Origin of the sequence: Paenibacillus sp. F4 (assembly GCF_002894905.1) — a bacterium.
In the GTDB taxonomy this organism is placed as follows: domain Bacteria; phylum Bacillota; class Bacilli; order Paenibacillales; family Paenibacillaceae; genus Paenibacillus; species Paenibacillus polymyxa_B.
Genome location: NZ_POVS01000006.1, coordinates 392701 through 416855, shown reverse-complemented (window position 1 = coordinate 416855; position 24155 = coordinate 392701). Strand labels below are relative to the sequence as shown.

At 46.9% G+C, this 24155-nt stretch carries 27 protein-coding genes; 12 read left to right on the top strand and 15 right to left on the bottom strand.

Features of this window, described 5'->3' with window-relative positions:
- Positions 1-73: 73 nt before the first annotated feature.
- The 5 genes from C1T21_RS04430 to C1T21_RS04410 form a co-directional block, all read right to left on the bottom strand.
- The gene (locus C1T21_RS04430) at positions 74-1093 is read right to left on the bottom strand and encodes an LLM class flavin-dependent oxidoreductase (protein WP_103047374.1); all 1020 of its coding nucleotides are present in this window, start codon (positions 1091-1093) and stop codon (positions 74-76) included.
- 104 nt (positions 1094-1197) lie between these two features.
- Complete coding sequence (locus C1T21_RS04425; RefSeq protein ID WP_103047373.1) at positions 1198-2361, bottom strand: AI-2E family transporter; 1164 nt, start codon at positions 2359-2361, stop codon at positions 1198-1200.
- Positions 2362-2510: 149 nt separating this feature from the next.
- Positions 2511-3524, bottom strand: coding sequence for an LCP family protein (locus C1T21_RS04420; protein WP_103047372.1), 1014 nt, complete (start codon positions 3522-3524; stop codon positions 2511-2513).
- A 91-nt stretch (positions 3525-3615) separates the two neighbouring features.
- Entirely contained in the window at positions 3616-4518 is a 903-nt protein-coding gene (locus C1T21_RS04415; protein WP_013312377.1) for a cation diffusion facilitator family transporter, read from the bottom strand.
- Between the two features lie 208 nt (positions 4519-4726).
- Positions 4727-6457 (bottom strand): DEAD/DEAH box helicase, encoded by a 1731-nt coding sequence (locus C1T21_RS04410; protein WP_103047371.1) that lies wholly within the window; start codon positions 6455-6457, stop codon positions 4727-4729.
- A gap of 335 nt (positions 6458-6792) precedes the next feature.
- Between C1T21_RS04410 and C1T21_RS04405 the strand changes: the two genes are divergently transcribed.
- From C1T21_RS04405 to C1T21_RS04370, 7 genes are all read left to right on the top strand, one after another.
- Complete coding sequence (locus C1T21_RS04405) at positions 6793-7416, top strand: hypothetical protein (protein ID WP_103047370.1); 624 nt, start codon at positions 6793-6795, stop codon at positions 7414-7416.
- 40 nt (positions 7417-7456) lie between these two features.
- Positions 7457-8101 (top strand): immunity 50 family protein, encoded by a 645-nt coding sequence (locus tag C1T21_RS04400; protein ID WP_103047369.1) that lies wholly within the window; start codon positions 7457-7459, stop codon positions 8099-8101.
- The gene (locus C1T21_RS04395) at positions 8094-8501 is read left to right on the top strand and encodes a hypothetical protein (RefSeq protein ID WP_103047368.1); all 408 of its coding nucleotides are present in this window, start codon (positions 8094-8096) and stop codon (positions 8499-8501) included. The genes C1T21_RS04400 and C1T21_RS04395 overlap by 8 nt, the downstream gene beginning before the upstream one ends.
- A gap of 178 nt (positions 8502-8679) precedes the next feature.
- Positions 8680-9309, top strand: coding sequence for a hypothetical protein (locus C1T21_RS04385; protein ID WP_103047367.1), 630 nt, complete (start codon positions 8680-8682; stop codon positions 9307-9309).
- 73 nt (positions 9310-9382) lie between these two features.
- Positions 9383-9628: a hypothetical protein gene (locus C1T21_RS04380; protein WP_103047366.1), complete on the top strand. Its 246-nt coding sequence runs from the start codon at positions 9383-9385 to the stop codon at positions 9626-9628.
- Complete coding sequence (locus C1T21_RS04375; protein WP_103047365.1) at positions 9612-10172, top strand: hypothetical protein; 561 nt, start codon at positions 9612-9614, stop codon at positions 10170-10172. Before C1T21_RS04380 ends, C1T21_RS04375 begins: the two co-directional genes overlap by 17 nt.
- 2 nt (positions 10173-10174) lie before the next feature.
- Positions 10175-10480, top strand: a complete 306-nt coding sequence (locus C1T21_RS04370) for an Imm26 family immunity protein (RefSeq protein WP_103047364.1) — start codon at positions 10175-10177, stop codon at positions 10478-10480.
- Positions 10481-10543: 63 nt separating this feature from the next.
- On the opposite strand, the gene C1T21_RS04365 is transcribed toward C1T21_RS04370, so the two are convergent.
- Together C1T21_RS04365 and C1T21_RS28400 are read right to left on the bottom strand one after the other, a co-directional pair.
- Positions 10544-11083: an SMI1/KNR4 family protein gene (locus tag C1T21_RS04365; RefSeq protein WP_103047363.1), complete on the bottom strand. Its 540-nt coding sequence runs from the start codon at positions 11081-11083 to the stop codon at positions 10544-10546.
- A gap of 218 nt (positions 11084-11301) precedes the next feature.
- Complete coding sequence (locus C1T21_RS28400; protein WP_223822146.1) at positions 11302-11385, bottom strand: putative holin-like toxin; 84 nt, start codon at positions 11383-11385, stop codon at positions 11302-11304.
- A 127-nt stretch (positions 11386-11512) separates the two neighbouring features.
- Between C1T21_RS28400 and C1T21_RS04360 the strand changes: the two genes are divergently transcribed.
- The gene (locus C1T21_RS04360) at positions 11513-12172 is read left to right on the top strand and encodes a hypothetical protein (protein ID WP_103047362.1); all 660 of its coding nucleotides are present in this window, start codon (positions 11513-11515) and stop codon (positions 12170-12172) included.
- Positions 12153-12512 carry a DUF7716 domain-containing protein gene (locus tag C1T21_RS27235; protein ID WP_180984555.1) on the top strand — a complete coding sequence of 120 codons (360 nt, stop codon included), beginning with the start codon at positions 12153-12155 and terminating at the stop codon, positions 12510-12512. The genes C1T21_RS04360 and C1T21_RS27235 overlap by 20 nt, the downstream gene beginning before the upstream one ends.
- On the opposite strand, the gene C1T21_RS04355 is transcribed toward C1T21_RS27235, so the two are convergent.
- Entirely contained in the window at positions 12502-14139 is a 1638-nt protein-coding gene (locus tag C1T21_RS04355) for a DUF6138 family protein (protein WP_103047361.1), read from the bottom strand. The genes C1T21_RS27235 and C1T21_RS04355 overlap by 11 nt on opposite strands.
- A 158-nt stretch (positions 14140-14297) precedes the next feature.
- On the opposite strand from C1T21_RS04355, the gene C1T21_RS04350 reads away from it, so the two are divergent.
- Together C1T21_RS04350 and C1T21_RS04345 are read left to right on the top strand one after the other, a co-directional pair.
- Positions 14298-15074 (top strand): SMI1/KNR4 family protein, encoded by a 777-nt coding sequence (locus tag C1T21_RS04350; protein ID WP_103047360.1) that lies wholly within the window; start codon positions 14298-14300, stop codon positions 15072-15074.
- 17 nt (positions 15075-15091) lie between these two features.
- Positions 15092-16513, top strand: a complete 1422-nt coding sequence (locus C1T21_RS04345; RefSeq protein WP_103047359.1) for an SMI1/KNR4 family protein — start codon at positions 15092-15094, stop codon at positions 16511-16513.
- A gap of 68 nt (positions 16514-16581) precedes the next feature.
- Here the strand turns inward: C1T21_RS04345 and C1T21_RS04340 are convergent, their stop codons facing one another.
- The gene (locus C1T21_RS04340) at positions 16582-17196 is read right to left on the bottom strand and encodes a TetR/AcrR family transcriptional regulator (RefSeq protein WP_103047358.1); all 615 of its coding nucleotides are present in this window, start codon (positions 17194-17196) and stop codon (positions 16582-16584) included.
- Positions 17197-17221: 25 nt separating this feature from the next.
- Positions 17222-18706, bottom strand: a complete 1485-nt coding sequence (locus C1T21_RS04335) for a phytoene desaturase family protein (RefSeq protein ID WP_103047357.1) — start codon at positions 18704-18706, stop codon at positions 17222-17224.
- Positions 18707-19129: 423 nt separating this feature from the next.
- Between C1T21_RS04335 and C1T21_RS04330 the strand changes: the two genes are divergently transcribed.
- On the top strand, positions 19130-20362 hold the full coding sequence (locus tag C1T21_RS04330) for a PHB depolymerase family esterase (RefSeq protein WP_103047356.1): 1233 nt from the start codon (positions 19130-19132) through the stop codon (positions 20360-20362).
- A gap of 383 nt (positions 20363-20745) precedes the next feature.
- Here C1T21_RS04330 and C1T21_RS27230 read toward each other — a convergent pair whose 3' ends face one another.
- The 5 genes from C1T21_RS27230 to C1T21_RS04310 form a co-directional block, all read right to left on the bottom strand.
- Positions 20746-20853 (bottom strand): putative metal homeostasis protein, encoded by a 108-nt coding sequence (locus C1T21_RS27230; protein ID WP_167686459.1) that lies wholly within the window; start codon positions 20851-20853, stop codon positions 20746-20748.
- Between the two features lie 244 nt (positions 20854-21097).
- The gene (locus C1T21_RS04325; RefSeq protein WP_103047355.1) at positions 21098-21973 is read right to left on the bottom strand and encodes a cysteine ABC transporter substrate-binding protein; all 876 of its coding nucleotides are present in this window, start codon (positions 21971-21973) and stop codon (positions 21098-21100) included.
- An 18-nt stretch (positions 21974-21991) separates the two neighbouring features.
- A complete protein-coding gene (locus C1T21_RS04320) occupies positions 21992-22747 on the bottom strand; it encodes an amino acid ABC transporter ATP-binding protein (protein WP_029518574.1) in 756 nt (251 codons plus the stop codon).
- 18 nt (positions 22748-22765) lie between these two features.
- Positions 22766-23443: an amino acid ABC transporter permease gene (locus C1T21_RS04315; RefSeq protein WP_103047354.1), complete on the bottom strand. Its 678-nt coding sequence runs from the start codon at positions 23441-23443 to the stop codon at positions 22766-22768.
- Positions 23424-24089, bottom strand: a complete 666-nt coding sequence (locus tag C1T21_RS04310) for an amino acid ABC transporter permease (RefSeq protein ID WP_039271644.1) — start codon at positions 24087-24089, stop codon at positions 23424-23426. The genes C1T21_RS04315 and C1T21_RS04310 overlap by 20 nt, the downstream gene beginning before the upstream one ends.
- Positions 24090-24155: the final 66 nt, after the last annotated feature.

The window sequence follows — 24155 nt, the reverse complement described above, 5'->3', positions numbered from 1 at the left end:
ATATTCCCTCAAAAAATTCAAAAAAAGATCACAGCTCCTCGAAGCTGTGATCTTTTAAATCCGGCGAATCGCATTATGACTGTACAGAAGACAGTCCAAATGCTTCAGCCATGAGACGTATGGATTTTATTTTGGCATCAAAGTCATGAATAATGCTCGCAACCATGATCTCCTGTGCATTATAGTCCTTACTTAATTGCTCAATCTGACGCTTCACCTGTTCGGGCGAACCGACCACCATACGTTTGCGATTCTCACGAATACGCATCCGGTCGAACGGCGTATACGGATACGCCAGTGCCTTTTCGACGGAAGGTGTTCCAACGGAGCGCATTCCCTGCTCTAATAGAACAAGAGACAAGTCCATACTGGAAGCCAACCGATTCGCCTCCTCTTCGGTATCCGCACAGATCGCAAATACGGCAACAAGCGAACGCGGTCGGACACTATGCTGGGAAGGCTGGAAGCTTTCCTGGTATTCCTTCATAGCACCTGTGCCGCCTTCACCATTAATGAACTGCGCAAACGCAAAGCCCACGCCACGCTCGGCTGCCAGACCTGCGCTATCACCGCTGGAGCCGAGCAACCACATTTCCGGTACAGTTTCTATGAGCGGCATCGCCTGTAGCGAACCGAAACGGTGATCATTACCTGTGCTGTCATGTAAATAAGCTAACAGGTCATCCAACTGCTCAGGGTATAGATCTACGCCACCTCGCATTTTGCCTTCTTGCAGCGCTCTGGTAGCAATGGGCATTCCTCCAGGCGCTCGTCCCAGACCCACATCAATGCGTCCCGGATACAACCCCTCCAGCACACGGAAGTTTTCCGCTACTTTATAAGCGCTGTAATGAGGCAGCATCACACCACCCGACCCCACTCGAATGGTTGAGGTCCGGGCGGCCAGATGTGAAATCAGTACCTCCGGGCTGGAGCCTGCAAGATTTGCGGCAGAATGATGCTCTGATACCCAAAAACGATGATAACCCAAGCGTTCCGCCTCTATAGCAAGCTCAGCGGTCTTTTGTAATGCCTGCGCATGCGTCATACCTTCCGATACCGGAGATTGGTCAAGAATGCTGAGTTTTATCATAAAAGTCTGACCTTTCTATTTTGGAATAAGGATAGACATTAATTATAGCACGCAAAGCCACAGTTACCCAAGAGGGGTCCATATCGATTTTATAGTGGAAAAGTTTATTTTTCGTAAAGACTTGTGTTCACTTTATCCGCCTCATAGAGATGCGAACGCTTTTTAAAGAAACTGTACAGATGTGTAACGATTACTTTCAAGACAGCGTAACCTGGAACCGCCAGTACGATTCCCACCACACCAAACAAATTGCCTGCCGTCAGAATAACAAAGATAATCGTGATCGGATGTACTCGAAGAGATTTGCCCATAATTTGTGGAGAAATAAATTTACCCTCAATGAGCTGTACGACTGTCCATACGATAACCATCTTGAGCAGCATGATCGGTGAGGTGACCAAGGCTACAATTAACGCAGGTGTAATGGCAATGACGGGACCTAAGTAGGGGACAACGCTCGTAAAGGATGCAATGACTGCAAGCGTCAGAGAGTAGTCTAATCCAATGATTAGGTAACCAATATACAACAGCGCCCCAATACAGAAGCTGACAATAATCTGCCCACGAATATAGGAACTGACCTGATGGTTCATCTCGGTCATAATGCGATCTGTTTCTTTACGAAACATAGGCGGGAGCATTTTCAGGATAAACTGTGGTAGCTTGTGTCCATCTTTTAGCAAGTAGAACAGAATAAATGGAACCGTGGCAATCGCAAGTACCGTTTCTGTAACCACGCCCAAAAAGCTGCCCACACCCGTCCATGCATTATTAATAAAGCTAGATAACTTTTCAGAAGCTTTGGAGGCCAGCTCAGATGGATTAATTTGAATGGTGTTCTGGAACTGGTTTACAAAATCGCTGCCGATCAGTTTCTCGAATTGTCGTTGTACTTGCTCGCTATAGGCAGGGAAATTCTGGATAAGCCCCTGTATTTGATCGCGGATTACAGGTACCACCGATGTAGCCACAATCGCAATAACCCCTATAATGAGCAAAAACAGTACAATAATGGAGTATATTCGTTTCACCTTATTGCGCTCCAGTACATCAACCAATGGATTGAGCAGATAGTACAACACGCCGGATAAAATGACAGGGAGAATTATCGTTTTCAGCAGCACCATGACAGGTGTAAATATGTATGAAATTTTGGTAAGCACCAAGATATTCAAGCCGATCAGCAGCAGTACCAGCAGGAATAACACAAACTTGTTGTTCAGAAAAAACTTCTTGAATCGGTCTTTCCATGCCGGAGTTATTTCCACACCACATTCCCCTTCTCTTTACACAATTGAGTATACATTCTTCATAGTTACGATATATTTTTGGAACAAAATATACAAGGTTATACCCAAATAACCATCAAAGCAAACAAAGTTGTACGTCATCGTACGAACTTCGCTTGCTTTGATGGTTATGGAGTATCATTTATCGTGGTTGCAGCATTCACCGTCGTGGTCACAGGTTTGTTCTCCTGTTCAAAAAGATTCTGTATAAAGCGCTTGAGCTTTCTTTCGTCCACACCCAACACCTGCGCACCCTTAATGGTTTCCCCGCGCACCAATTCATTCGGCGGGATTTGCTGCTTCGCTACTGTTGTTGCATCGATATTAAAGCCCAATGAAGCCAATTGCAGCATTTCCGTAGTACTGAGATTCGTTTCAATATAAGGAGAAATGCTATTTAAAATACTCGGGAGTTTAATTAGAGATGAGGTTGACTGAATTTTACCGCCAAGCTCGGTAATGAATTTGCGCTGCCGCTCCGTACGCGTAAAATCGGAAGTCGCATCATGACGGAAGCGTACATATTGCAAGGCTGTTTTACCGTCCATGTGCTGCATTCCCTTTTTCAAATCAATATCAAACTGGTGTTTATCTGCCTTGGAGGTATAGTGCATATCTTTTTCGACATCCAGGTCAATACCACCTACAGAATCAACCAGCGCAATAAAGCCATTAAAATCAGTATATACATAATATTGAATCGGTATCCCCAACAGGTCGCTCACGGTCTGTCTGGTCAAATCCGGTCCACCGTAGGAAAAAGCAGCATTCAATCTACTTTGCCCATGACCTGGGATATTGACGTACGTATCACGAAGAATCGACATAAGTGTAGCCTTTTTCGTAACCGGATCAATAGAAGCAACCATAACGGAGTCAGAACGCCCTGAATCCTCTCCACGGGAGTCGCCGCCTAGCAGCAGAATATTCACTCTTTCTGTCCCATCCCATTCCGGTGGGAGCGATACCTCTACAGGTTGTACATTGGTTTGAGTTTGTGCCTGCGGTTTGTATTTCGAATCCTGTCCGGAAGCAACCGAAATTTGATTCGTAAAATGATATATAGAATACGTATAATATCCGCCCACTAAAAGAACCGCCGCAGTCACAGAAATGCCTAACCATTTTAAAAGCTTTCGCATATTTTCGGGTAACCTCGCTTTTATTCATCATCGTTCGGCTTTTAAAAGCATACCCTCCCTGCAAGTTATCTGTCAATTCACGTCGTCTGTTCTAGTGGTCGTCCGCATACCATGGATTCAAATGGACAAGCACCTCATAAACCCGCGGTTCCCGCTTCATAACAGCCCCCTTAATCAGTCGGATAATATCGTGTCCCTGCTGAATCGTCAAAGAGGCATCCACTGAAGCGCGGATATCCACGATGATATAATGGCCGTGCTCACGGGCACGGATACGGTCAATACGTTGAACCTCGGCTACACTCAGTGCGGCTGCGGCGTAGCTTTCAATTTCCTCCGTTGCAATCGCTTTTTCCATAAGCACATCTATGGATTCACGGCCCATTTCCCACGCCAATTTCAGAACTAGCAATGCCACTACGAATCCCGCAATAGGGTCGCCGTAGGATAAGATTGAAATGCTCCAGTGCTCCCCAATCAGCCCTAAGCCGATACCCAGTACAGCAGCTCCAGAGGCGTACACATCAGCGAGATGATCTTTTGCCGTTGCAATAAGACCCTGACTATTGGCCGCTCTCCCGATACGAATCGTGTAGATATACAACCACTGTTTCCAGAGCAAGGAAATAATGGCGGCCACCAATGCCAGTATATGCTCCTGTGGCATCGGTTCGAACAGTGCTGCAATCGAATGATAGCCGATAAATATGCCCGCTCCGAACAATATGACCGCCACCACGCTTGCACCGATCACTTCTGCTTTGCCGTGACCATAAGGATGATCCTCATCCGGCGGCTGGCTGGATATGCGCATCGCTCCCAGTGCCGTTGCAGAGGCAATCACGTCTCCGGCATTATGCACACCATCGGCCACCAGCACCTTGCTGTTGAACATAAGTCCTGTAATAATCTTAATGCCGGTTAATAGGATGTTGCTAATCAGGCTGATCCATGCTGAGACCATGGCGCGCTTGCCCATATCCTGTTCCTGCATGATGTATAACCCCTCCAAATTTATCTTTTGAAAAATGTTACCTAAACGCTAATCGTTTATTTCAAGGTAGCTCCGCTGCTCATGGCATCTTATGGTGCTGCTCCTTCAGCGGTATGGATGGAGATTACAATAGCCCCGGAAGATGAGCCTCCCCGGGGCTATTATGATAACCATAGTAGAGTATTCTATGAGAATACTCCTGTTTTATCTATCTGGACCGACCGCGACGGCCTCCTTGTCCTTGACCACCACGCGGGCCGCCTTTGGCTTGTCCACCGCGGCCACCTTGGCCTCCGCGCGCGGAACCGCTGCTACTGCGGTCATATCCGCCGCGCTCGCTACTTTGTCCCGCGGAGCGACCTTGGCCTCCGCGCGCGGAACCGCTGCTACTGCGGTCATATCCGCCACGCTCGCTGCTTTGTCCTGCCGAGCGGCCTTGACCTCCGCGTGCGGAACCGCCGCTGCTCCGGTCATATCCACTGCGCTCGCTGCTTTGTCCTGCCGAGCGGCCTTGACCTCCGCGTGCGGAACTACCGCTACTGCGGTCATATCCGCCACGCTCGCTGCTTTGTCCTGCCGAGCGGCCTTGACCTCCGCGTGCGGAACCGCCGCTGCTGCGGTCATATCCGCCGCGCTCGCTACTGCCACGGCTAGAGCGACGTTCGCCGCCTGCACCTGCACTGTCACGACGGCCCGCCTGTTCGCGGCCGCCGCCTCGGCGTCCACCGCCGGAGTCGTTGCCGCCGTAGGAACGGCGGTCGTTTCTGCCCGAGCGGCGTTCTCGACCCTGCCGATCAGCCGTATCGGAAGCAGGTCTACGCTGTCCGCCGCCCTCACTGCTGGTGAATGTGACACCAGCAACTCTTTGGATGTTCCGAAGCTCTGGAACATCCCTTGGCGTAGCGAGCGTCACCGCCACGCCTTTGCCTCCGGCACGGCCGGTACGCCCGATGCGGTGGATGTAGCTTTCGGCATCCTGCGGCATGTCATAGTTAAAGACATGCGTGACGCCTTCTACATCCAGGCCGCGCGCAGCTACATCAGTCGCTACGAGCAATTGGAGTTTCGCTTCCCGGAACGCCTTCATCACTTGCTCCCGCTTGTTCTGGGACAAATCTCCGTGAAGCTCACCGCTCTCAAAGCCCATCTCTTGCAGTTCTTCGTTCAGTTTGGCAGCCCGGCGCTTCGTACGGCAGAAAATAACAGCCAAGTACGGACGATCCGTATTCAGCATATCCACCAATGCCTGTTGCTTACCACGGTCTGTTGTTTGCACAACGACCTGACGGATTTGGCTCACCGGAACGGAAGAAGCGGATTTCACTTTGACATCTACGGGTTCGTTCATATATACACGAGCCAGCTTGCGAATACCGGCTGGCATCGTAGCCGAGAACAGCATCGTCTGTCTCCGGTAAGGAACCTCCTGAAGAATCGTCTCCACATCGTTCAAAAAGCCCATGTGTAACATTTGATCGGCTTCATCCAGGACCAGCATTTTAATGCCACCCAGATCCAGCGTGCCACGTCTCAGGTGATCCAGCAGTCGCCCAGGTGTTCCAATAATCAGTTGCGCGCCGCCTTTTAGTTTACGGAGCTGACGCTCCACATCCTGTCCTCCATATACAGCCAGTAGTGACAGGTTCGGCTCCGTAGCAGCCAAGCATTTTGCTTCCTCCGTAATCTGGAGCGCCAGTTCACGCGTAGGTGCAATCACGAGCGCCTGTGGGTATCGCTTGTCCAAATTCAGCTTTTGTAGAATCGGCAGTAAAAACGCAAGCGTCTTCCCTGTCCCCGTATGTGCCTCGGCGATAACATCCTGACCTTCCATCAACAGTGGAATCGACTCCTGCTGTACAGGAGTTGGGGATGAAATTCCCTGTTCTTTCAAGGCTTCTACCCAATGCTGCTCTACGCCTAATGCTGCAAAATTCTTCAAGTGGTATTCACTTCCCTTATCTGTATTCAATATGTGTCACGTAAAATAGGTTCATGTGCCATATGACATCTATCGTTCCATAGTTCAGAATTCCCATTTTTGTATCGGTTCTCATTCTACCCTTTTCAGGAAGGGAGCTTATCCGTTATCGTTGAATCTGTTCATGTAACCAACATACGGCCGCCATGCGGCTCAGGCCCGTTCCATGTATGACTTTCCTAGTATACGCGAAGTTGAACTGGTTTCCAAACGATTTTAATGAACAGTACCACAGTCAATGTAAAAGGTGAATTCAATCTTCATGTCATATATTATGGTATAAGAATTGGTAATTCATGAATAAAGGATGGATGCTTGTGGTTAACAACCTGCATTATAATTTCATAATGACCGGTTCCTTGTCGGAGAAGCACACTTTGTTTGCCGAAGAGTGCTTTACTAACCTGTTCGATTGTTTTGAAACGCTCCTGAATATATCAGGAATTCGCAATACCCGTGTGTCTGTCTATCAAGCTGGTGCGAAAAAAGCCAAACACGGTAAAATTCGCTGGGACAAGCAAGAGCTGCTCCGCATTGTAACCGATGATGAATTGATTCCGCTGATGCTAGCTATCGAGGCTCCCAGTATCAAATCATCCTATAACAAAGGGACAACGCCGGAAGTGTACATTCTTTTGTCCAATGACCCCATGTGCCAATCTTCTAATCATTGCGGCATGCTCGTTTCAATCCGTCAGGACGTTTATGAAAATATCGACCAAGCAATCGTCGAAGACGTTATGATGAAGCTGAGCCAGTGGTTAAAGGCACACAAGCTGCTACACAGCCCGCGTAACTTTTATGCTGGCAGTAAAGCACGCGCTATTATGGATATTCTTCCATTTATGCTTGAACAGGATACCCCGGATATGAAGTATATTTTTCAATCGTGGACTCCGTTCCCTTTACCACACACTTAAACCAATCCGCCATACCATTAACCCCAGGAGGCTGCAATTTATGCAAATTCAAGTTCAAAAGGTTGAAAAAAAAGAGAACGAATATCTCATTCATTATCAAGCCGGGGGAGCGTTGCCGTTCGTTCCGCATGATATTGTTCTGATCCATGGCAAACAGTATTTTATAGGCACGATTTTGAAAGTAGAGCCGGAACAAGCCCTTGTACGTATCAATCCAGAATATGAAGACCAACTGGCAGGGTCCATCGGACTGGAACTGGCTTTCTCTCCAACTGTTTCTATTCAAGGTGCAGACAGCATTGTTGAAAAGCTCGGCTATTTTCCTCCCTTTCATTATGACCGAATTACGGCTGCTAATATGACGAAAGACCAGATTACACTGACGATTGAGCTATCCTACGCTAGCGTGCTTGTCCCTAAATCACCGGATCTGGAGCCTTCGGCTGAGGCACCTGTAATCCCTGAAGCTCCAGCAAAAGACGTCCCACGCTATGCAGTGACTTTTACATTTCTGGAAACCAAAGAGCATGTATTAACTCCTGTAGAAACAGAAAACATCATCTTGCAGCTTGATTTCCGCTATGAAGAAGCAGACATGGTCGTTGATATCGATGCCTTGTCGGGACTGTCAGGTAGCTTTCTGTGCAGAGGTATCCGCGCAGAGATTAAGGAACTGAATGAATAAACAGGATGCTCGCGAGCTGTTACGTTGTCATTCTTTTATTCACGATGATCTGGATCATCCCAAAATGCAAAACGGATTTCTAGGGATGCTCCGCCCCTTCCAGGGAGAACTGATTGAGGATAATTTCCATGAGCTGATGACCATCATTGAAGTTCTGGCAGATGAGTTGGAGAAACCATCCGTAGAACGGGAGCTGATTGCCGCTCTGTGGGGGATTTGCCAATATACACGGGCATGGGCATTGTATCCTGATAGTATGCTGCAGCGAAACAACCTGCTGACCGTAGAGCAGATCAACACCCTCGACGATTGGATGGATACGATCTCCTATGCGGTTATGGTGCTGCTGGAGGGTGGCGGACCAGAAGAAGCTTTATCGAACTACAGACATGAGAGTTAATCCACAGTGATACATATATCTTAGTCAAGGGGGCCGCTTTTGCACTGCTTCGCACACATAAAAGCATGCCTTTCGCACAACATGCTCTGAAGCAATTAGTAGAGCATGAGGAATTCGGTGCATCTGCCAAACGGGAGCTGTCCACATCATCGACAACCAAAGGAGAATCATTCTACTTATGCGTGTAAGAATATTTATATTCATATTGATTATCGGGATTATATGTGTGCCTGCCTATTTTATTATGAGCAGCTTTGGATTATTTCAAAATGAAAAGGTGCTTGTACATTACAAGCTTGCCGTTGAGGTAAAGGATAAAAAGTATGATGCCTGGCCTTTAATCAGCAGCTATACCGCTATAGATAAAAAAGGGGACAATCGTCAGCTCTACTATCAGGCGGAGGGCTCAGGCATAGAGTATCTGTTTCAACTAGCCTACGGACACTATGAACTCCGACCCTCCAAGGAAAATCCTTTTCTGGACGGGGGAGTCCACTACACCATGGACCATCCTGAGTATGTGCGTGAGGAAAAGCAGTATGAGAATGCTAACGACTACACGGAATTAACCCATTATTACAATCAGCAGGAACAGATCATTTATACCTATAATCCCGAAGCCAAGCTCGATAAAACATACGTCCGTTCCATCATCACCGCTGGGATGACTCGCACAACCGGTAGATCAAGCCGTGCGGTAAAGGATGACTATATCAATATCAGTAAGCTGTTTAAGGACAAGCTGGGAGTGAATGTGAAGGTAGATGTGGATGAGGACAACAAAATCGTCACCTTATCCATGACATGATCTCACAAACGATGCCCCACTAGCGATTAATAATGAATTTCTGGATGAAATCAATCATGTCGAGAATGCTTTGTTGATTGGTGCAGATGCGGGCGACAATTTCTACGTTCTGATATGTAATGAATACACCCCGTATGTGTACTACTGGGACCGCACACATCTTCATGCTTATGATGACAAACTGAACTATGATATCGCAGAGCAGGACGAATGTGGACATTTGTATCTGGTGGCAACAGACTTTACAACGTTTTTTAATCAGGTAATTGAACAACTCAACGAGCAGAAAGGAAGGCCTACTGATGACAGAAATACATAATCCTAAATGGGGACCGGCTTATTGGGAAGGTTGGGTTGTACCCGAAAACCCGGAGGCATGGGTCGAGCAGGAGTGGACAGGTACGCTTCGTTCACAGGCAGGACATACGAAATTCCACATTTTTTATTATGGAGAACTTATGGACGAGCTGATCACTGGAACTGAATTTGCACCCCAGCTCATTATTGCAGAAGATGCAGTCACAGGTGAACAGATCGTAATTTTTGACGGAACCCGCCATGGTTACGATGCTCTACTATGCGAAGTTTATACCAAGGAACAGCAGAACAATCGCACTCCCCTGCTGCCCTATCTGGACGAAGATGGTGAAGATACTTTCGAGGTAAGCTTGACCGCTTTTTATAATGTGGATTGGGATGACGAGTTTGCAGACGATGTGGATGAGAATGGACAGTTAGAGCTGATCAACGGCGAACGATGCGATTTTGAAGATGCGAAGCGGAACGGCTATGATGCGATCAGCATTACGATTACCAGCGCTAAAGGTCTAAAAACAGAGATCATTCAGGAAGAGCTGGCCTGACGATGGTGTTCAAAAGAATCAAGCATCGGGAAGGCGATATTTTTGTTATCCCCCTGCATGACTGCCGATTTGAAGTTATATTCACCGCCACCCAAAATCTGACGAAGGGAGTATGGCCTATTATCGATCAGCGCCCTCTATCCGAGGAACAACAGCAGCTAAAATATTTTAATTGTGGGGGCCATCTGTACTGTGGTGATGAATATATACGTAATCTGGAACTGGAAGAATATAATCAATATACTGTAATGGGCGTGGCTGGATATGAGTTGGTACAGCAATATTTAGCCCAATATGAAGACCACTAGCAGAAGAATAGCAGCGCAAATAACCACCTTGAAGTTTGAATGCCAAGGTGGTTATTTTTGCTGCTAAAAGGGCTCGAATGTATAAGGGAATGGTGTACGATCTGTGTCCAATATCGACTTCACACGCTCTTCATCCACCAACGCTTCGACGAAGCTATACAAATCCGGGGCTGCATACCGAAAATTGCCCCATGTGCGCAAGTTCAAAGCATAGATTGGGAATTCTCCCCGTTCATCAGGCGATTGAATATCCCAAATCAGCAGATCATTCCCTTCACTAGAAGCGAAGGGAACCGCATGGTCCAAAAGCTCCGGAAAACCATCTGGCTCCAGCGCCGCTTCTTGTAGAACCTCTTCTGATTCTAGTAAATCATCAAACCAGGCCCGCCAGTTATGATAACGATGAAACCATGAATTCGGGTGATCGCCAAGAGGAATATGAATGTTCCATAAGCCGCATAGTCGCCCGTAACCAAGAGTTTTGACATAATCTATATAAGAAGGCGGAAAACCCATGCCATTTTCAAAACGATGCTCTATTAGAAAAGCCTCATCATAATAAGCCTGAAACTGCGGACGTTGCAGCCCTGTAAAAATGCTCATGTTCACCCTCTCCTTTTGTACGTCCTATTCACCTTTTCACCCTTCGGCGCATTGAAAAGGCCATTTTCAAGTGTTAAAATGGGAATAAGATGTATATTCTAAAAAAAGAGTGAAGATGCGTCAACATCCTCACTCTTTGGCAACAGCCGCTTTTAAGGGCGGTAGCCGTGTCAAAGGATGATCATTGAATTAGACCGCTTGCCTTTGTCGAGGGCGGTCTATTTCTTTTTATGGAAGGAAAGAATTAGGATCACCAACGTTGCGAATTGAATCATCAACATTAAGGTGTCTTTAACCTCCACAGGCCTCACCTCCTTTACAGGAGACTAGCCGACCGCCCATCTAAGCCATTCTGTTGTTGAGGAATATTATAACATATGAATCATAAAATGTACGTTTTTACGCTCTTTCCGAAAAGGAGGAACGAATATGGAGCAAAAGCGCTTCAAAGATGAACATGGATATAAATATGACTTTAGCGCTGTGATCCGGAGAGGAGAACAGGTAGCTGTTCACTGCCCCCGTTGTCAGGGCCAAGCTTTTATTTCCAGATCCAAAAAAGACTGTTATTACGTCGTTCGATGCTCTCATTGTTACTACACGTATCAGCAACCAGAATCTTATACATTCTATGCACGCGGCGTATGCAACCATTGCGAGCGGTATTTTAATATCGAAATCCATGATGACCGAACGAAACTCCATAAAAATACGAATATAAACTGTCCGCACTGTGAGACACGTAATCAGGTTCCGGTGCATCGTGTTCAATCACGCGAATGGCATACGGACGTGATCCAAAACGGAAAAGACCCTATTTTCCAGCTTCAGCTGTACTTCATTGATTACTATCGGGGTAAACCTGTCTGGGCTCTTAACCGGATACACCTGAATTACCTGCTCTCCTATATCTCTGCCGAGTTGCGGGAAAAGCCTACATCCGGTATGATGCGTACGGCTTCCCATTCCATTCCCAAGTACATTAAGGATGCGAAGAATCGCCAGGCCATCTTAAAGATATTACAAAAGCTACAGCATAAGCCAGCGGCTAAGAGAGGAGCCCCCATACATGAGCATACAAACTTTTGACAGCCTTGAAGCACTGGTCCATGCCGTTGACCAAACAGAAATCAATGAATGGGTATTTGCCAATCTGAAACATGTCCAAAGTAATCCGCTCAATTCTACCTACTACATCATTCCCGAGGAAGAATTGTGGGAGCTGGAGGATGCCGGTCTCACCGTCACCAATCATCGTGATGAAAGTATACCTGCATCTCTGCCAGACCATCACGTGCAATCTTGGCTGGAGGTGGCGACTGTACAGGATGTCATTGAAGTGTTACGCCACAGCGGAAGCGAGCCGGATATTGAACGCATTGCGCAGGGACTGCGATATTACCATGAATATGATGCTTTTATGGAATAAGCGTCTCCAGCAACTCTTTTACCTTAGGGACAGCCTGCTTCAGGCTGTTTTTTAGTTTCTTCGCGCCACCCCATATACGATAAACAAGCACCTCTTGTTCATAGTCCTCCAGCTTCTCAAGCTCCTCCACCAGTACCTGTGCCTGCTCTACAGTTTCGATTCCGGATGAATTCAGTGGTTTAGCAGACTCGTTGCTTGCCAGTAGAATCCTCGTCCAAACGGGGATCGTGTCAGGTGTTAGCCCATGTGCTTCGGCAAAAGCAGCCGCGTAACCATCCTGTACAGACTGATGCTCACTGTCCACCAGCTTCATATAACGATTCACTAATGGGAAATAGTTCGTTCCTTTCAGTCCTAATCCCATTACCGCATAGGTTCCCGGCATCGCCGACTTTTCACCGGGCTCTACATCGTTATACCATTTGAATTCTTCCATCACGACCTCAGCATATTCAGCCAGCAACGGATGCAGCGACGGATACTCAAGTGCATTGGCGAAGAAACGATGTAACGTAGATTTAGCCAACTTGGGTACAGGCAGGTAGTTTTTCACCTTGCTTTTGAACTTCATCCGATATTCCTTGGTAAAGCCCTTCTTTAAAATATCGCATAAATATACGAGCGCTTCTCTATAGCTTTCTTCTTCCTCTGAACGAATCTGAACCTCCAGCGTTTGCAAAATATCATTGGCTTGGCAGATGACTCGCTCGCTTGTATGTAGCGCTGGGATGCTTCCTGATCCGCTCTCAAGCCACACGGAAGCCTGCTCCGAGCCTAGCTGTGCAGCAATCTCCAAATATTTCTGCCGTGCATCGGCATCGGTCGAACCCACCCGCATCGCGGTAAGCAGGAACATCTCCATGGCTGGCGCGGGAATTTCCGAAGGGAGAATATCGGGCTTCACTTTATAATCCAGCCCATAGCTTTTTTCCCGATCCGCATACTTCAGCAAAAATTCATCTTCAGCCCAATGCTTTAAGCCACTGCTGAGCTGATACCTCCATGCTTCCTCACGCTTGCGGCTGACCTTCACTTTGGCATCCATTATATGGAGCAACTCATCCACCCGCTGGGCATCTATAGCGTACAAATGAGGATCAAGCAAGTGTCTCACGAAGAAGAAATCGTCCTCTTCCTTCGGGATAGCTTTACTGGAGGGGTTGAGCTTCTGCTCCACAAACTGTTGGATAGTGGCTAACAGTTGCTGCCGTTTATCTTCATTTAGGAGTGAGAATGTAAAATGATTGGCCTTATTCTCCAAGACCACTTCCAGATGAAAATCCAGCCGATAACGAAAGAACATGGAACTGAATTCTTCCGAGTTAAATAGCGCCTCTATCCGTTCCCTAAACACAGGCATCCATTCGTCCTGAACCTGCTGCAGTGTTACCCCCTCCGTAAAACCAGAAATTTTTATATCCGGTCTACGATGATCCCATTCAAACGGTTCGTAGGTATCCACCCACAGCCCATCCTTCTTACAGGTAACTTTTAAGTATTCATGAATCCCTTCGTGAAGGACACTTTTGATTTGGAATTCGGCGATGCGCTTTTGCTCAGAAGCGTACGCCTCATCAATCGCTTCAAAAATTGGATCTATGTAGGCTTGTACCCCTGATGTTGTCATAAGATGTGTTCCTCCTTCGTCCCCTCACAAATTGTAGTTCCTATGGAATTAAGATAGACTAATCTATAGCTAATTTATTTCCTAATTATAGCATATCTCTCATTTACTTTTGATCTCTATCCCTATAGATAGAGTGCCGGAAAGCAGGTGTATCCTACATGTATTGGGTTTCCACACAACATACGACGGTGACTGCCGATGAACTGACAACTTTTGAACATACCTTTGGATTAACTTTACCCCCTCCCTATATAGCATTCCTCACCCGCTACGGGCCGGGCACCTATTGCGGCCTGCTAATGATTGAAAGGCCTGACCCTCAACTATTGCAATCCTATGCGGATTACGAACTGTGGACGCATGATGATAACTGCCCAATTACAGCGCAGCAGCTGGGTGAGTGCGTGGTCATTGGCAGCTCCATAGATGGTGACTTCCTAGCGATTCACCCTCAGGTTGAAGGCTTGCTGTGGCTGCCACGACACTCGGAGATCATTACTACGAAGACTTTAGATGTCCAAGTCCCATTCACAGAAACACTGGAACATATTTTACGGGATGAATTCGGAAAGATGGAACCATTTCCCCGTTATTTCGAACCTCTCAGCCCAGACAAAGCCGCAACATTCCTACTGTTTAATCCCCCGGATACGACCGAGGCCTACAATCCAGCCCATCCGAACGAGCAAGCCCTGGATTTCACTCCGGCATCCATACAAGCATTGGCTCAGCGGTTTAAACAGCATTTTGCCTCAAACCTATGGATCGAAAATGAGCATATCTGCATGGCTTTTCTTCAGACTCTAGGCGGATACGTGCGTTTTAACTATGCATATGGACGCGAAGTGGCGATCATTTATGAACCGAAAGCGATAGCACTTCGTGATGAAATTCTAGCATTCTTGCAAAAAGAGCATTGCCAGGTTGTAGAGTAAGAGGAGGACGAATACGAATGACAGTACATTTTGCACAAACCTTAGAAAAACTGGAACAAGTCGTTGATCGTCTGAGACAAAGTGGGATGCCTGATGTGGTATACCAATGGACGGAGGGGATTTCTACAGGTGAACTAACTGAGCTGGAGGAACGGCTGCGGATGCCTTTGCCTGCCTCCCTGTCTGAATTAATACAGCGGTGTGGCAGCTTAAATTTACTATGGTGCCTCCCCCCACACTGTATTGTAGCTGATGGACCGGAGTGTTCATATAAAAACAGCAATGATCTTGAACAAGAGCAGAGTATCCTAGACGATATCACAGGAGAGTTTGGCTGGAATCATGAGTATATTGGCTATTTTACATCCTATGGGGAAGATACCGACTCGGTAGTGGACGAGCAACGATATCTGATCCTTAATTATAATGGTGCGGGTGATCCGATACTGCTTGATATGGCGACATCCACTACAGAGCCAGCGGTGTTCTGCTATCATCACGAGTTGGACCAGTTCACGCTGCTTGCGAAAAATCTACCTGCCTATATAGACACCATGCTCACCTTGCATGGGCTATGGCTATGGGATTGGTTTAAAGTGGCCGATGAGCATGGCATTCAGCTAAACAGCCCACCACTGCAACTCTGGCTACGCTGGTTGAACATGTTTTGCACGATGAAACTGGAGGATGCGCAGTCGTTGGAGACGCTGATCCATTACACCACCATGCATGGCGTAGATCATCCTGCTGTGTTGCAGGCTTTTCAAGCCTATGATCCAAAGGATATTTTTCTTGCCTGGGAGCAGCACTGGCAGAACATTCAACATAGCCAGGTTCCATTCTCTACTTGGGCCGTTTTGGTAGGAGAGACCGCGGGGATTGGGGCTGCTGATTGGGTCCGCTCCTTGTGGGAACCGGAAACCGCGCAAGCATGGACATCTTTAGCTCAAAACAATACCCTACATGCTAAGGGTGCATTTGTGTCCACACGTGCCTATCTGAGCGCCCGTTGCCTACCCGAGCAGGAAGGCTTGGTATGTGTTTGCAATCACCTGCTACAGGATTCGGCTGCAGAAGACAAATTAGAAGGATACACCGCTAATGGGCAGCTACAGCATTTTCGTTCACCACAGATCATTAACTGGATGCGGGATAAAGTCAATCATCCGGTGGATGGCTGGGCAATACTTTTCGCTCACTCCCGTCCTACAGCTGAGCAGTTGATTGAATGGCTATCCGATAGCGAGCTTCATCAAAAAATTGCAACGGAGGCGCTGGATATCATGATTCATCGGGATCTTCTTCCCGCTCTGAAAGCAGATGCTTGGGCCAATATCTCAGATCTGCTTCTTGCTTCTTTGCAGCTCGTTATGCTCAAAAAAGATAAACGTCGTATTGAAGCCGTGCTTAAGCAGCTTTCAGATTTGGAACTTCGTTAATCTTTCGGAATGGTTGTATGCGGATTCGCATGTACAGTGGTGTGAGGTAAAGAAGGTTAGCCGCTGCGTCAGCGGCTTAACCCCTTGAGGAAAGTATCTATAGTGAATGCGATCAATTCATCATTGGATTTTGCCATAGGAAGTTCAAAATTCAGGAGCAAAGAAGTCAATCCGTGCAGCATGCTCCATACGGATCTGGCGATCAGGCGCTCGTCTCCTTGAATGATGCAGCCCTCCTCCATAGCGGCTTTGAGCCCAGCTTCAAGCAGCTCAAAGCCTCTAAAACGCCCACTGTCTATAAGGCTGACCAAGCTTACAGATTCCAGGTTGCTGATAAACAGGATGTTGTAATATTCCGGGTTAGCCGTTCCAAAACGAACATACGCATCAGATACCGTTTTCAGTGTGTCCAGCGCATTCAATCCCGCTGCCTGTGCTTCATCCACACGCTGCTGAAGAGCCTGCAGGAACAAGGTATTTCCTTCTACCAGCAGTTCACGGACCACAGCTTCCTTATTGGCAAAATAATGATAAATAGTTGTTGGTGAATATTCGATCTGATCCGCAATTTTGCGCATGGAGACTTCGGCATACCCTTGATTCAGGAAAAGCGACCGGGCGGCCTCAATGATTTTCCGGCGGATTTCACTGCTTTCACGTTCTCGGCGTTTGATATGTTTCATGAGTAGATGTACTTGCCCTTTCTGCCTACCCCAATTTGGCGGCGATACGATCAGCTTCCATTATACCCGAGTTCATAACCCCTTGAAACCCGCCCCCAGGCTGTGTCCAGGCCCCTACCAATGACAGACGATTCACAGCTGATTTGTGCTTCAGTCTTTTTATACCGGACTGCCGGACCGTTTGTGCGTAGCCATAAACGGCCCCGTCGGGATTAGCGGTATAACGCTGCATCGTGCGCGGTGTGCCCAACTCGGCCACCACTACCTTGCTGCGAAAACCCGGATACAGCTGTTCTAGACATCCCAGTATCTGCTGTGTCACGACTTCTTTTTTGGCTTTATATTCGGGACGTGCGGCAGGCCAGTTCTCCAATCTGTCCAAAAATGTAATTGCAATGACACCCTTTCCCGGTTCATTAAGCTTAGGGTCCATGGCGTTATAATTCGTGAGCATCCAGTTGCCTTTGGTGTACTGGCCGCTCATCATAACTTCATAATCTGTCTCCGAATCCGGCTCATTACGCAGGATTAAGTCTTCTTCGGTGATGCCAAGCTCATGAGGTTCACATGATAATCCCAGATATAGCTGGGTGAGAGACGTGCCAGTCTCCAGACTGCTGATCGCTTCCATCTCACGACGGGCAGCATCATGATTTTCCAGTAGACGGCCATAGGTATGATGGGGACTGATACCAGATACAATCCAGTTGGCTTTATATACATCGCCTTTTTTCAGACGGACTCCAACTGCTTTACCGCGTTCGAGTATAATCTCAGACACCTGACTGCGCAGGTGAACTTCTCCTCCCGCTGACTTAATAGCGTCAACCAATGCATTGGATAAAGCCTGTGCGCCTCCCTCAATGTAGTACGTCCCCTCCAAATGATAGCCGATCCAGGGAATGAAAAAATACAAGGCCGCAAGCCGCTTCGGAGGCAATCCATAATAGGCCCACAGCGCGGTGAAAAATTCCGTGAATCGGTCAGACAACCCGAATTGTCTTACAGCTTCCCAGGTAGTCATTTGCGTCCAACGGAAGAAGGTGCCTGCTTTGAGCAGGCCAACCGCCTTGCGCCAGGAAGTGAGGGTAGAAAAAGCAGAAAAGCCTGTTTCAAAACGGCGAATGCCCGCGAATAAACTGTCAATGCCTGCCACCTCAGCAGGAAACATGTTTTTGAGGAGCTGCACATACTCCTGAACATCGGACGGAATATCAATGGTCTGTCCTTCCCAACGAATGGAGTAAGGGTGCTTTTTGCGGAGAGGAACAATTCGCTGGTCCGCATTGCAGTCCTTTAACAGCCGACCGAAGCTGCCCTCCTCGAGTCCGCCGACACCGTGCAAGGAGACATCAAAGGTATATCCCTTTCTTGTAAATTCAGTTGCGAAACCGCCAGCCAAAGTATGGCTTTCAAAAACAGCTGTTCGGTAACCGAGCGCGGAAAGTCTTGCTGCACAGGACAAGCCACCCAGTCCTGCACCGATGACAATAACATCGTATTGGTTCATGATTTCATCCCCTTTTGTTAACATCGTTATATAAGTTAACACTGTTAAGTTAAGGGGATTATATACCACAATATTACCATTGAAAAGCCCCGGTATCTTTGTTTAGCGCTATAGATGAATACCATGAGTTCGATCTTTCTACTTCTAATTGCAAGCCGCTTTAAGGATTTTTGTAGAATCCTCCCGTTGCGAAGGTAAAACTTTTTTTATAAAAAGATCCAAAAATGTAGCGCTTTCACTTGTCAGAATCCAATGAAGGTGCTATCCTTCAAGTGGGATTGTTACTGCAAAGGCAAAACCCGAGTACACACGTGTACCCGGAGTTTGCCTTTTTTTGATTTGTATGAATTCCACAGCATACAGTCAACCATCCCGAACATGTAGTAAGCGCTTTAAAAAATGACACCAAAGGAGATTAATCTCATGCAAAGAAGACGTTTTGCCATTGTTTTATTATCTTTCGTGTTCCTGCTTACGATCTTTTTCCCATCCTCCAGCTCTGCCGCAGCAACCGATGTCCCAGCGCCACAGGCTACCCTGCTTACGCAGGTACAGCCTTTGGGTGAAGTCGTATCTGCTGTTGTACTGAAATACAGCACCAATATTGACGGGGCATCCTTATCCACTTCCAGCTTTCAGGTTCAATCTGTACTCAATGATGTATATACAGACAGAACTGTGACCGGTGTATATACCAATGATACCGGAGCTATCACCAACCGCAGTACTCATGGTAAATTTGTCGTGATTGAGCTGGATACGCAAGATAAAAATGCAAGTACCCTTACTTATGATGCAACAAGCGCAGTTAACCGCATCAACATGTTGAATTATAATATTAGTCAAAAGAAAGATATTGCAACTTCAAAGAAAACAGTCATTCCAGCCTCTGCACAGACTGTAAAAGCAACGGATAAAATTACACCGATCGTGGACGATTTCCAAAAAAACACCTTTGAAAATAAAGAGGGCTTCAAGCTGAACTACTTTACGTTTGAGCCTAAAGTAGAGCCCGGCAAAACCTATCCTCTGGTTGTGTTTCTGCACGGAAACGGCGAACGTGGTGACGGAAACGGAGTAAACCTGCTGGCAAATGCCGGAGCTGTTACTTGGGCTTCTCCTGAGCAGCAAGCCAAACACCCATCCTTCGTAATCGCTCCACAAAGCCCGATTGACCTGGAGCATAAATTCATTTGGGCGGATGAGCCACGCAACAGCGCTGTAGCCGATTTGGTACGTGAAACGGCGTTAAAATACCCGATCGATACCAACCGAATCTATATTGTTGGTATTTCTCAAGGAGCTATGGGTACGTGGAGATTGTTGGAGAAAAATCTTGACTTGTTCGCCGCAGGTGTACCGATTGCCGGTTTGACCAACTATGAAAAAGCCGTTAACATGTACGCGCCTGTTGAACCTACACACGTCGAGGTATTGAAAAACGTTCCGATTTGGGCCTTCCATGCTGCAGACGATACCACAGTAAGTCCTAAAAACTCGCAAGAAATGGTCGCTGCCATTAAAGCACAAAACGGAAACCTCATTCACTTCACTGAATACGAAGCAGGGATTATCAAACCTACAGGACACTTCTCCTGGGTTCCGGCTCTGCAAAATCAGGATATGATTGAATGGCTGTTTGCACAAAAGAAATAAATGTAGTTTTTGTATTAAAACCGAACTTAAAAGTTTCATATTGTGCCACTACGCAGTCGGATAGTGCTTCCCATCGCCACCGCCCCCGGATTTCTTGAACAAAGCCTTTTATAGAGTAGTAATCCGGGGACAAAAGCGATCGCTTCGCTTGTACAGCACTATTCCGTCTACTCCATTTTTATGTTCATTTTGAGTTTGGTTTTTTTATATCTCCAAATAATGCGCCAGAACGGTTCGACACCCGCCTGGCGCTTTTTTTTAACATTCAAAAAAAGGCACCTGCCTTCCTGTGTACCACCATCAGGAAAGCAGGTGCAATATCAAAACGAGGAGACTGAAAAATTTGACACTGTTATTGCCATTTGCAGTTAACTTGGAACCTGCTACTTCGCGCGTTTCGCAGTTTTGATCGTTCTCAAAGCTCGTCTGCGAGTTACCTTGTTCGGACTCCGAAGCTGTCTTCTGGCAGTTGCCACATCTGCTTTAGCCATGTGTACATCACCATCCTATCACTTAGGCTCATAATGGGAGTCTGCGCCTAAAGACTTAAATGATAATGAGAATCATAATCATTTAAAATTATATAATGAAATCTACTAGCATGCAAGAGCTTTTGGGGAAGTATGCAACTTTATTAAGGAGTTGCCAAAGACCTCTTTCCCCCATATTAATAAAGAAGCGTTGGGCTTGCAGTCCCAACACTTCTTTATAGTAAAACAACAACTTATACTATGATTAATCCACTTTGCCGCCCTCTACGACCAGTTGATCTGTAAAGCCTTCTCCGTAAACAGAGGTCAATGTGTCCTTGTAGGCTTGATGCACAAAGTTTTCCTTGCCTAATGTAGCCAGCTCATTGTTGATCCAGTCTAACAACTCCTTATTTCCCTTCGCTACTGCGGGTGCAATCGTATCTTGACCACCAAAGGCCGGGATGGTTACGGTAAAGCCAGGGTTGGCTTTGGCCCAGGCGATCAGCTCTGTATTATCGTTGGCAATGGCGGCGCCGCGTTTGTCTTTGAGGGCTGAGAAGATTTCTGTATATTGATCGAATTTAAGCAGCTTGATGTCAGGGTAATTTTTCGTGAAATAGGTTTCAGCCGTTGTTCCCTTTGCGACAATCAGCTTCTGATCCGAATTCTTCAATTGGTCAATCGTGGTGATTGGAGCGCTATCAGGCGACACAATGCCAAAGGATAATTTCATATACGGATTGGCAAAATCGACTTTTTCTTTACGCTCATCCGTCACCGTAAAGTTAGCCATGATGATATCTACCTTGTTGGATTCCAAATAGGCGACCCGGCTGGCAGCATCCACCAGAACAAATTCCACCTTGGACTCGTCACCCAAGAGATCTTTGGCAAACCGCTTCGCAATATAGACGTCAAAGCCTTGATTCTTCCCTTCCGAATCCACGTAGCCAAAAGGCGGCTTATCTGCAAATACACCTATTCGAATTTTGCCATTCTTTTTAATGTCCTCAATCGAGGCAAATTTAGCCGAGCCTGAACTACCGTTGGTATTTCCGCCTCCTGTACATCCCGCCAAACCAACAAGCAGCAAGCTCAAAGCCAGTAATAACGTCGTGAACTTCATTCCTTTTCTCATCTGTATTCATCCCCCTGTTTATATCGTTTCGTACTGAAATATATCCAGAAAGTGCTGGGCACGCTCTGTTTCCGGTTGGGTAAAAAATTGCTGCGGCGTAGTCATTTCGCATATCTGTCCTTGATCCATAAAAACGATACGATCTCCTACCGACTTGGCAAATCCCATTTCATGCGTCACGATAATCATGGTCATGCCCTGTTGTGCCAGCTCTCGCATGACATCCAGCACCTCTCTGACCATTTCCGGGTCCAAGGATGCGGTGACTTCATCAAAGAGCATAATTTCCGGGTTCATACACAGGGCGCGCACAATCGCAATCCGTTGCTTTTGCCCGCCTGATAATTGTCTCGGATACGCATCTTTGCGATCCAGCAGACCCACTCGCTCCAATAGCTGCTCCGCTTGCTCAAGTGCCTCCTGCTTATTTCTCCGCTGAACTTTAAGCGGGCCGAGCAATATATTTTCTAAGACCGTCATATGCGGAAACAGCTCGTAGTTCTGGAACACCATTCCGATATGCTGCCGCACCTCACGCCAATTCACTTTCTTATCCGTCAGGTCCTGCCCTCTATAACGGATATCTCCACTCTGGACCGGCTCCAGACCATTGAGACATCGGAGGAGCGTGCTTTTTCCACATCCCGAAGGACCGAGAACGACCACGACTTCCCCTTTCGTTACGTCCAGATTAATCTGTTGCAGTACTTTTCGGTCTTCGAAGCTTTTGTGCAGCCCTCGAATTTCGAGTAAAACCTCCACAGCCTCTCCCATGACATCCACCCCATCCTGCTAATTTTGCCATCTGCGTTCAAATCTTTTGGAAAGTCTGGATAACGGATAGCATACGAGAAAATACAATATGAAAATAAAGCCGTACACCCAGAAGGATGCCGAGGGCGCTTTGATTACACCAAGCTCAATAATCTGCTGCCCGACCTTGACCACTTCCACTACACCGATCAGCACCACTAATGAAGTGGTTTTGATCATCCGTGTCGCCAGATTAATAGAACCGGGAAGCATTCGGCGCACCGCCTGGGGAATGAGCACATGGCGGTATAACTGCCCATATGTCAGTCCCAGTGCCTGTCCTGATTCCACCTGATGCTTGGGCAGTGATTCCAATGCACCACGAACGATGTCACCAATCTCGGCCGCTCCCCACAGGCTGAATACGATAATTGCTGTCAATTCCCCGCTGATATTCACATTCAACAAAGGAGTAAATCCAAAATATACAACATACAACCACACCAGAATTGGAATAATGCGGAATGTCTCCAAATATAACCTCAGTACAAACCGAATCGGTCTTGATTTTAAGGTGCGCAGCAACCCCATCAAAATGCCTAATAGAGTACTGATAATAATGGAAAGTAACGCAATCTCCAGCGTAACGAGCAATCCCCCTAATAGACGCTCGAAATTGGAACCTTCAAAGAGCACATTAATCCCCGAATTCAGCATATCTCACCTTCCTTTCCACCCACGTCAGCAGTATCGACAAAGGTAAAAGCAGGACGAGATATGCCAATACCAGCAGAATTAGCGATTCTGTCGTTTTGTAGTACATGCCGATCAGGTCTTTTGCCACATTCATCAGATCTAATAAAGCAATGGCGCCAACAATGGAAGTCTCCTTGAGCAGAAAAATCGCATTCGCTCCCAGAGACGGAACACTGATGGCAAAAGCCTGTGGCAAAATAACATATCTCGCCAGTTGTATCTTGGACAGTCCGAGACTCAGCCCGGATTCCGTCTGGGTTTTACTCACTGCTTCCATTCCCCCACGGAACGCCTCAGCCATATAACCCCCGCCCAAAAAGGTCATGCCCACAATGGCACACGTCATTTCGCTCATATGCAGACCTATTTTCGTAAACCCGTAATACAGAAAATATAACTGTACAAGCAGCGGCGTATTTCGGGAAAGCTCAATATAGGCAACAACGATGCCGCTAATTCCCCTTACCTTGTAATACAGTACTGTGCTGCACAGCAAACCGACGACTAATGAAAATAGAATAGCAAAAAAGGCGATCTTCAACGTCAACCACATAGCTTCTCCATATAACGGCAAGCTCTCTACAATAAACTCCCAGTCTAAGTTCATATGTGCATACCTTTCAATTTTCAATTATTCCTATGTATTTGCTCTGCTTAATAACAATGATTGTAT

Bases quoted from the DNA above. Each gene is read 5' to 3' on its own strand.
- C1T21_RS04415 (WP_013312377.1), bottom strand. From the start codon at position 4,518: ATGCAGGAACAGGATATGGGCAAGCGCGCCATGGTCTCAGCATGGATC.
- C1T21_RS04340 (WP_103047358.1), bottom strand. From the start codon at position 17,196: ATGAAACATATCAAACGCCGAGAACGTGAAAGCAGTGAAATCCGCCGG.
- C1T21_RS04385 (WP_103047367.1), top strand. From the start codon at position 8,680: ATGCGTGTAAGAATATTTATATTCATATTGATTATCGGGATTATATGT.
- C1T21_RS04350 (WP_103047360.1), top strand. From the start codon at position 14,298: ATGTATTGGGTTTCCACACAACATACGACGGTGACTGCCGATGAACTG.
- C1T21_RS04370 (WP_103047364.1), top strand. From the start codon at position 10,175: ATGGTGTTCAAAAGAATCAAGCATCGGGAAGGCGATATTTTTGTTATC.
- C1T21_RS04310 (WP_039271644.1), bottom strand. From the start codon at position 24,089: ATGAACTTAGACTGGGAGTTTATTGTAGAGAGCTTGCCGTTATATGGA.
- C1T21_RS04360 (WP_103047362.1), top strand. From the start codon at position 11,513: ATGGAGCAAAAGCGCTTCAAAGATGAACATGGATATAAATATGACTTT.
- C1T21_RS04345 (WP_103047359.1), top strand. From the start codon at position 15,092: ATGACAGTACATTTTGCACAAACCTTAGAAAAACTGGAACAAGTCGTT.
- C1T21_RS04325 (WP_103047355.1), bottom strand. From the start codon at position 21,973: ATGAGAAAAGGAATGAAGTTCACGACGTTATTACTGGCTTTGAGCTTG.
- C1T21_RS04335 (WP_103047357.1), bottom strand. From the start codon at position 18,706: ATGAACCAATACGATGTTATTGTCATCGGTGCAGGACTGGGTGGCTTG.
- C1T21_RS04355 (WP_103047361.1), bottom strand. From the start codon at position 14,139: ATGACAACATCAGGGGTACAAGCCTACATAGATCCAATTTTTGAAGCG.
- C1T21_RS04405 (WP_103047370.1), top strand. From the start codon at position 6,793: ATGAATAAAGGATGGATGCTTGTGGTTAACAACCTGCATTATAATTTC.
- C1T21_RS04365 (WP_103047363.1), bottom strand. From the start codon at position 11,083: ATGAGCATTTTTACAGGGCTGCAACGTCCGCAGTTTCAGGCTTATTAT.
- C1T21_RS04320 (WP_029518574.1), bottom strand. From the start codon at position 22,747: ATGGGAGAGGCTGTGGAGGTTTTACTCGAAATTCGAGGGCTGCACAAA.
- C1T21_RS04330 (WP_103047356.1), top strand. From the start codon at position 19,130: ATGCAAAGAAGACGTTTTGCCATTGTTTTATTATCTTTCGTGTTCCTG.
- C1T21_RS04315 (WP_103047354.1), bottom strand. From the start codon at position 23,443: ATGCTGAATTCGGGGATTAATGTGCTCTTTGAAGGTTCCAATTTCGAG.
- C1T21_RS27235 (WP_180984555.1), top strand. From the start codon at position 12,153: ATGAGCATACAAACTTTTGACAGCCTTGAAGCACTGGTCCATGCCGTT.
- C1T21_RS04400 (WP_103047369.1), top strand. From the start codon at position 7,457: ATGCAAATTCAAGTTCAAAAGGTTGAAAAAAAAGAGAACGAATATCTC.
- C1T21_RS04430 (WP_103047374.1), bottom strand. From the start codon at position 1,093: ATGATAAAACTCAGCATTCTTGACCAATCTCCGGTATCGGAAGGTATG.
- C1T21_RS04420 (WP_103047372.1), bottom strand. From the start codon at position 3,524: ATGCGAAAGCTTTTAAAATGGTTAGGCATTTCTGTGACTGCGGCGGTT.
- C1T21_RS04395 (WP_103047368.1), top strand. From the start codon at position 8,094: ATGAATAAACAGGATGCTCGCGAGCTGTTACGTTGTCATTCTTTTATT.
- C1T21_RS04375 (WP_103047365.1), top strand. From the start codon at position 9,612: ATGACAGAAATACATAATCCTAAATGGGGACCGGCTTATTGGGAAGGT.
- C1T21_RS27230 (WP_167686459.1), bottom strand. From the start codon at position 20,853: ATGGCTAAAGCAGATGTGGCAACTGCCAGAAGACAGCTTCGGAGTCCG.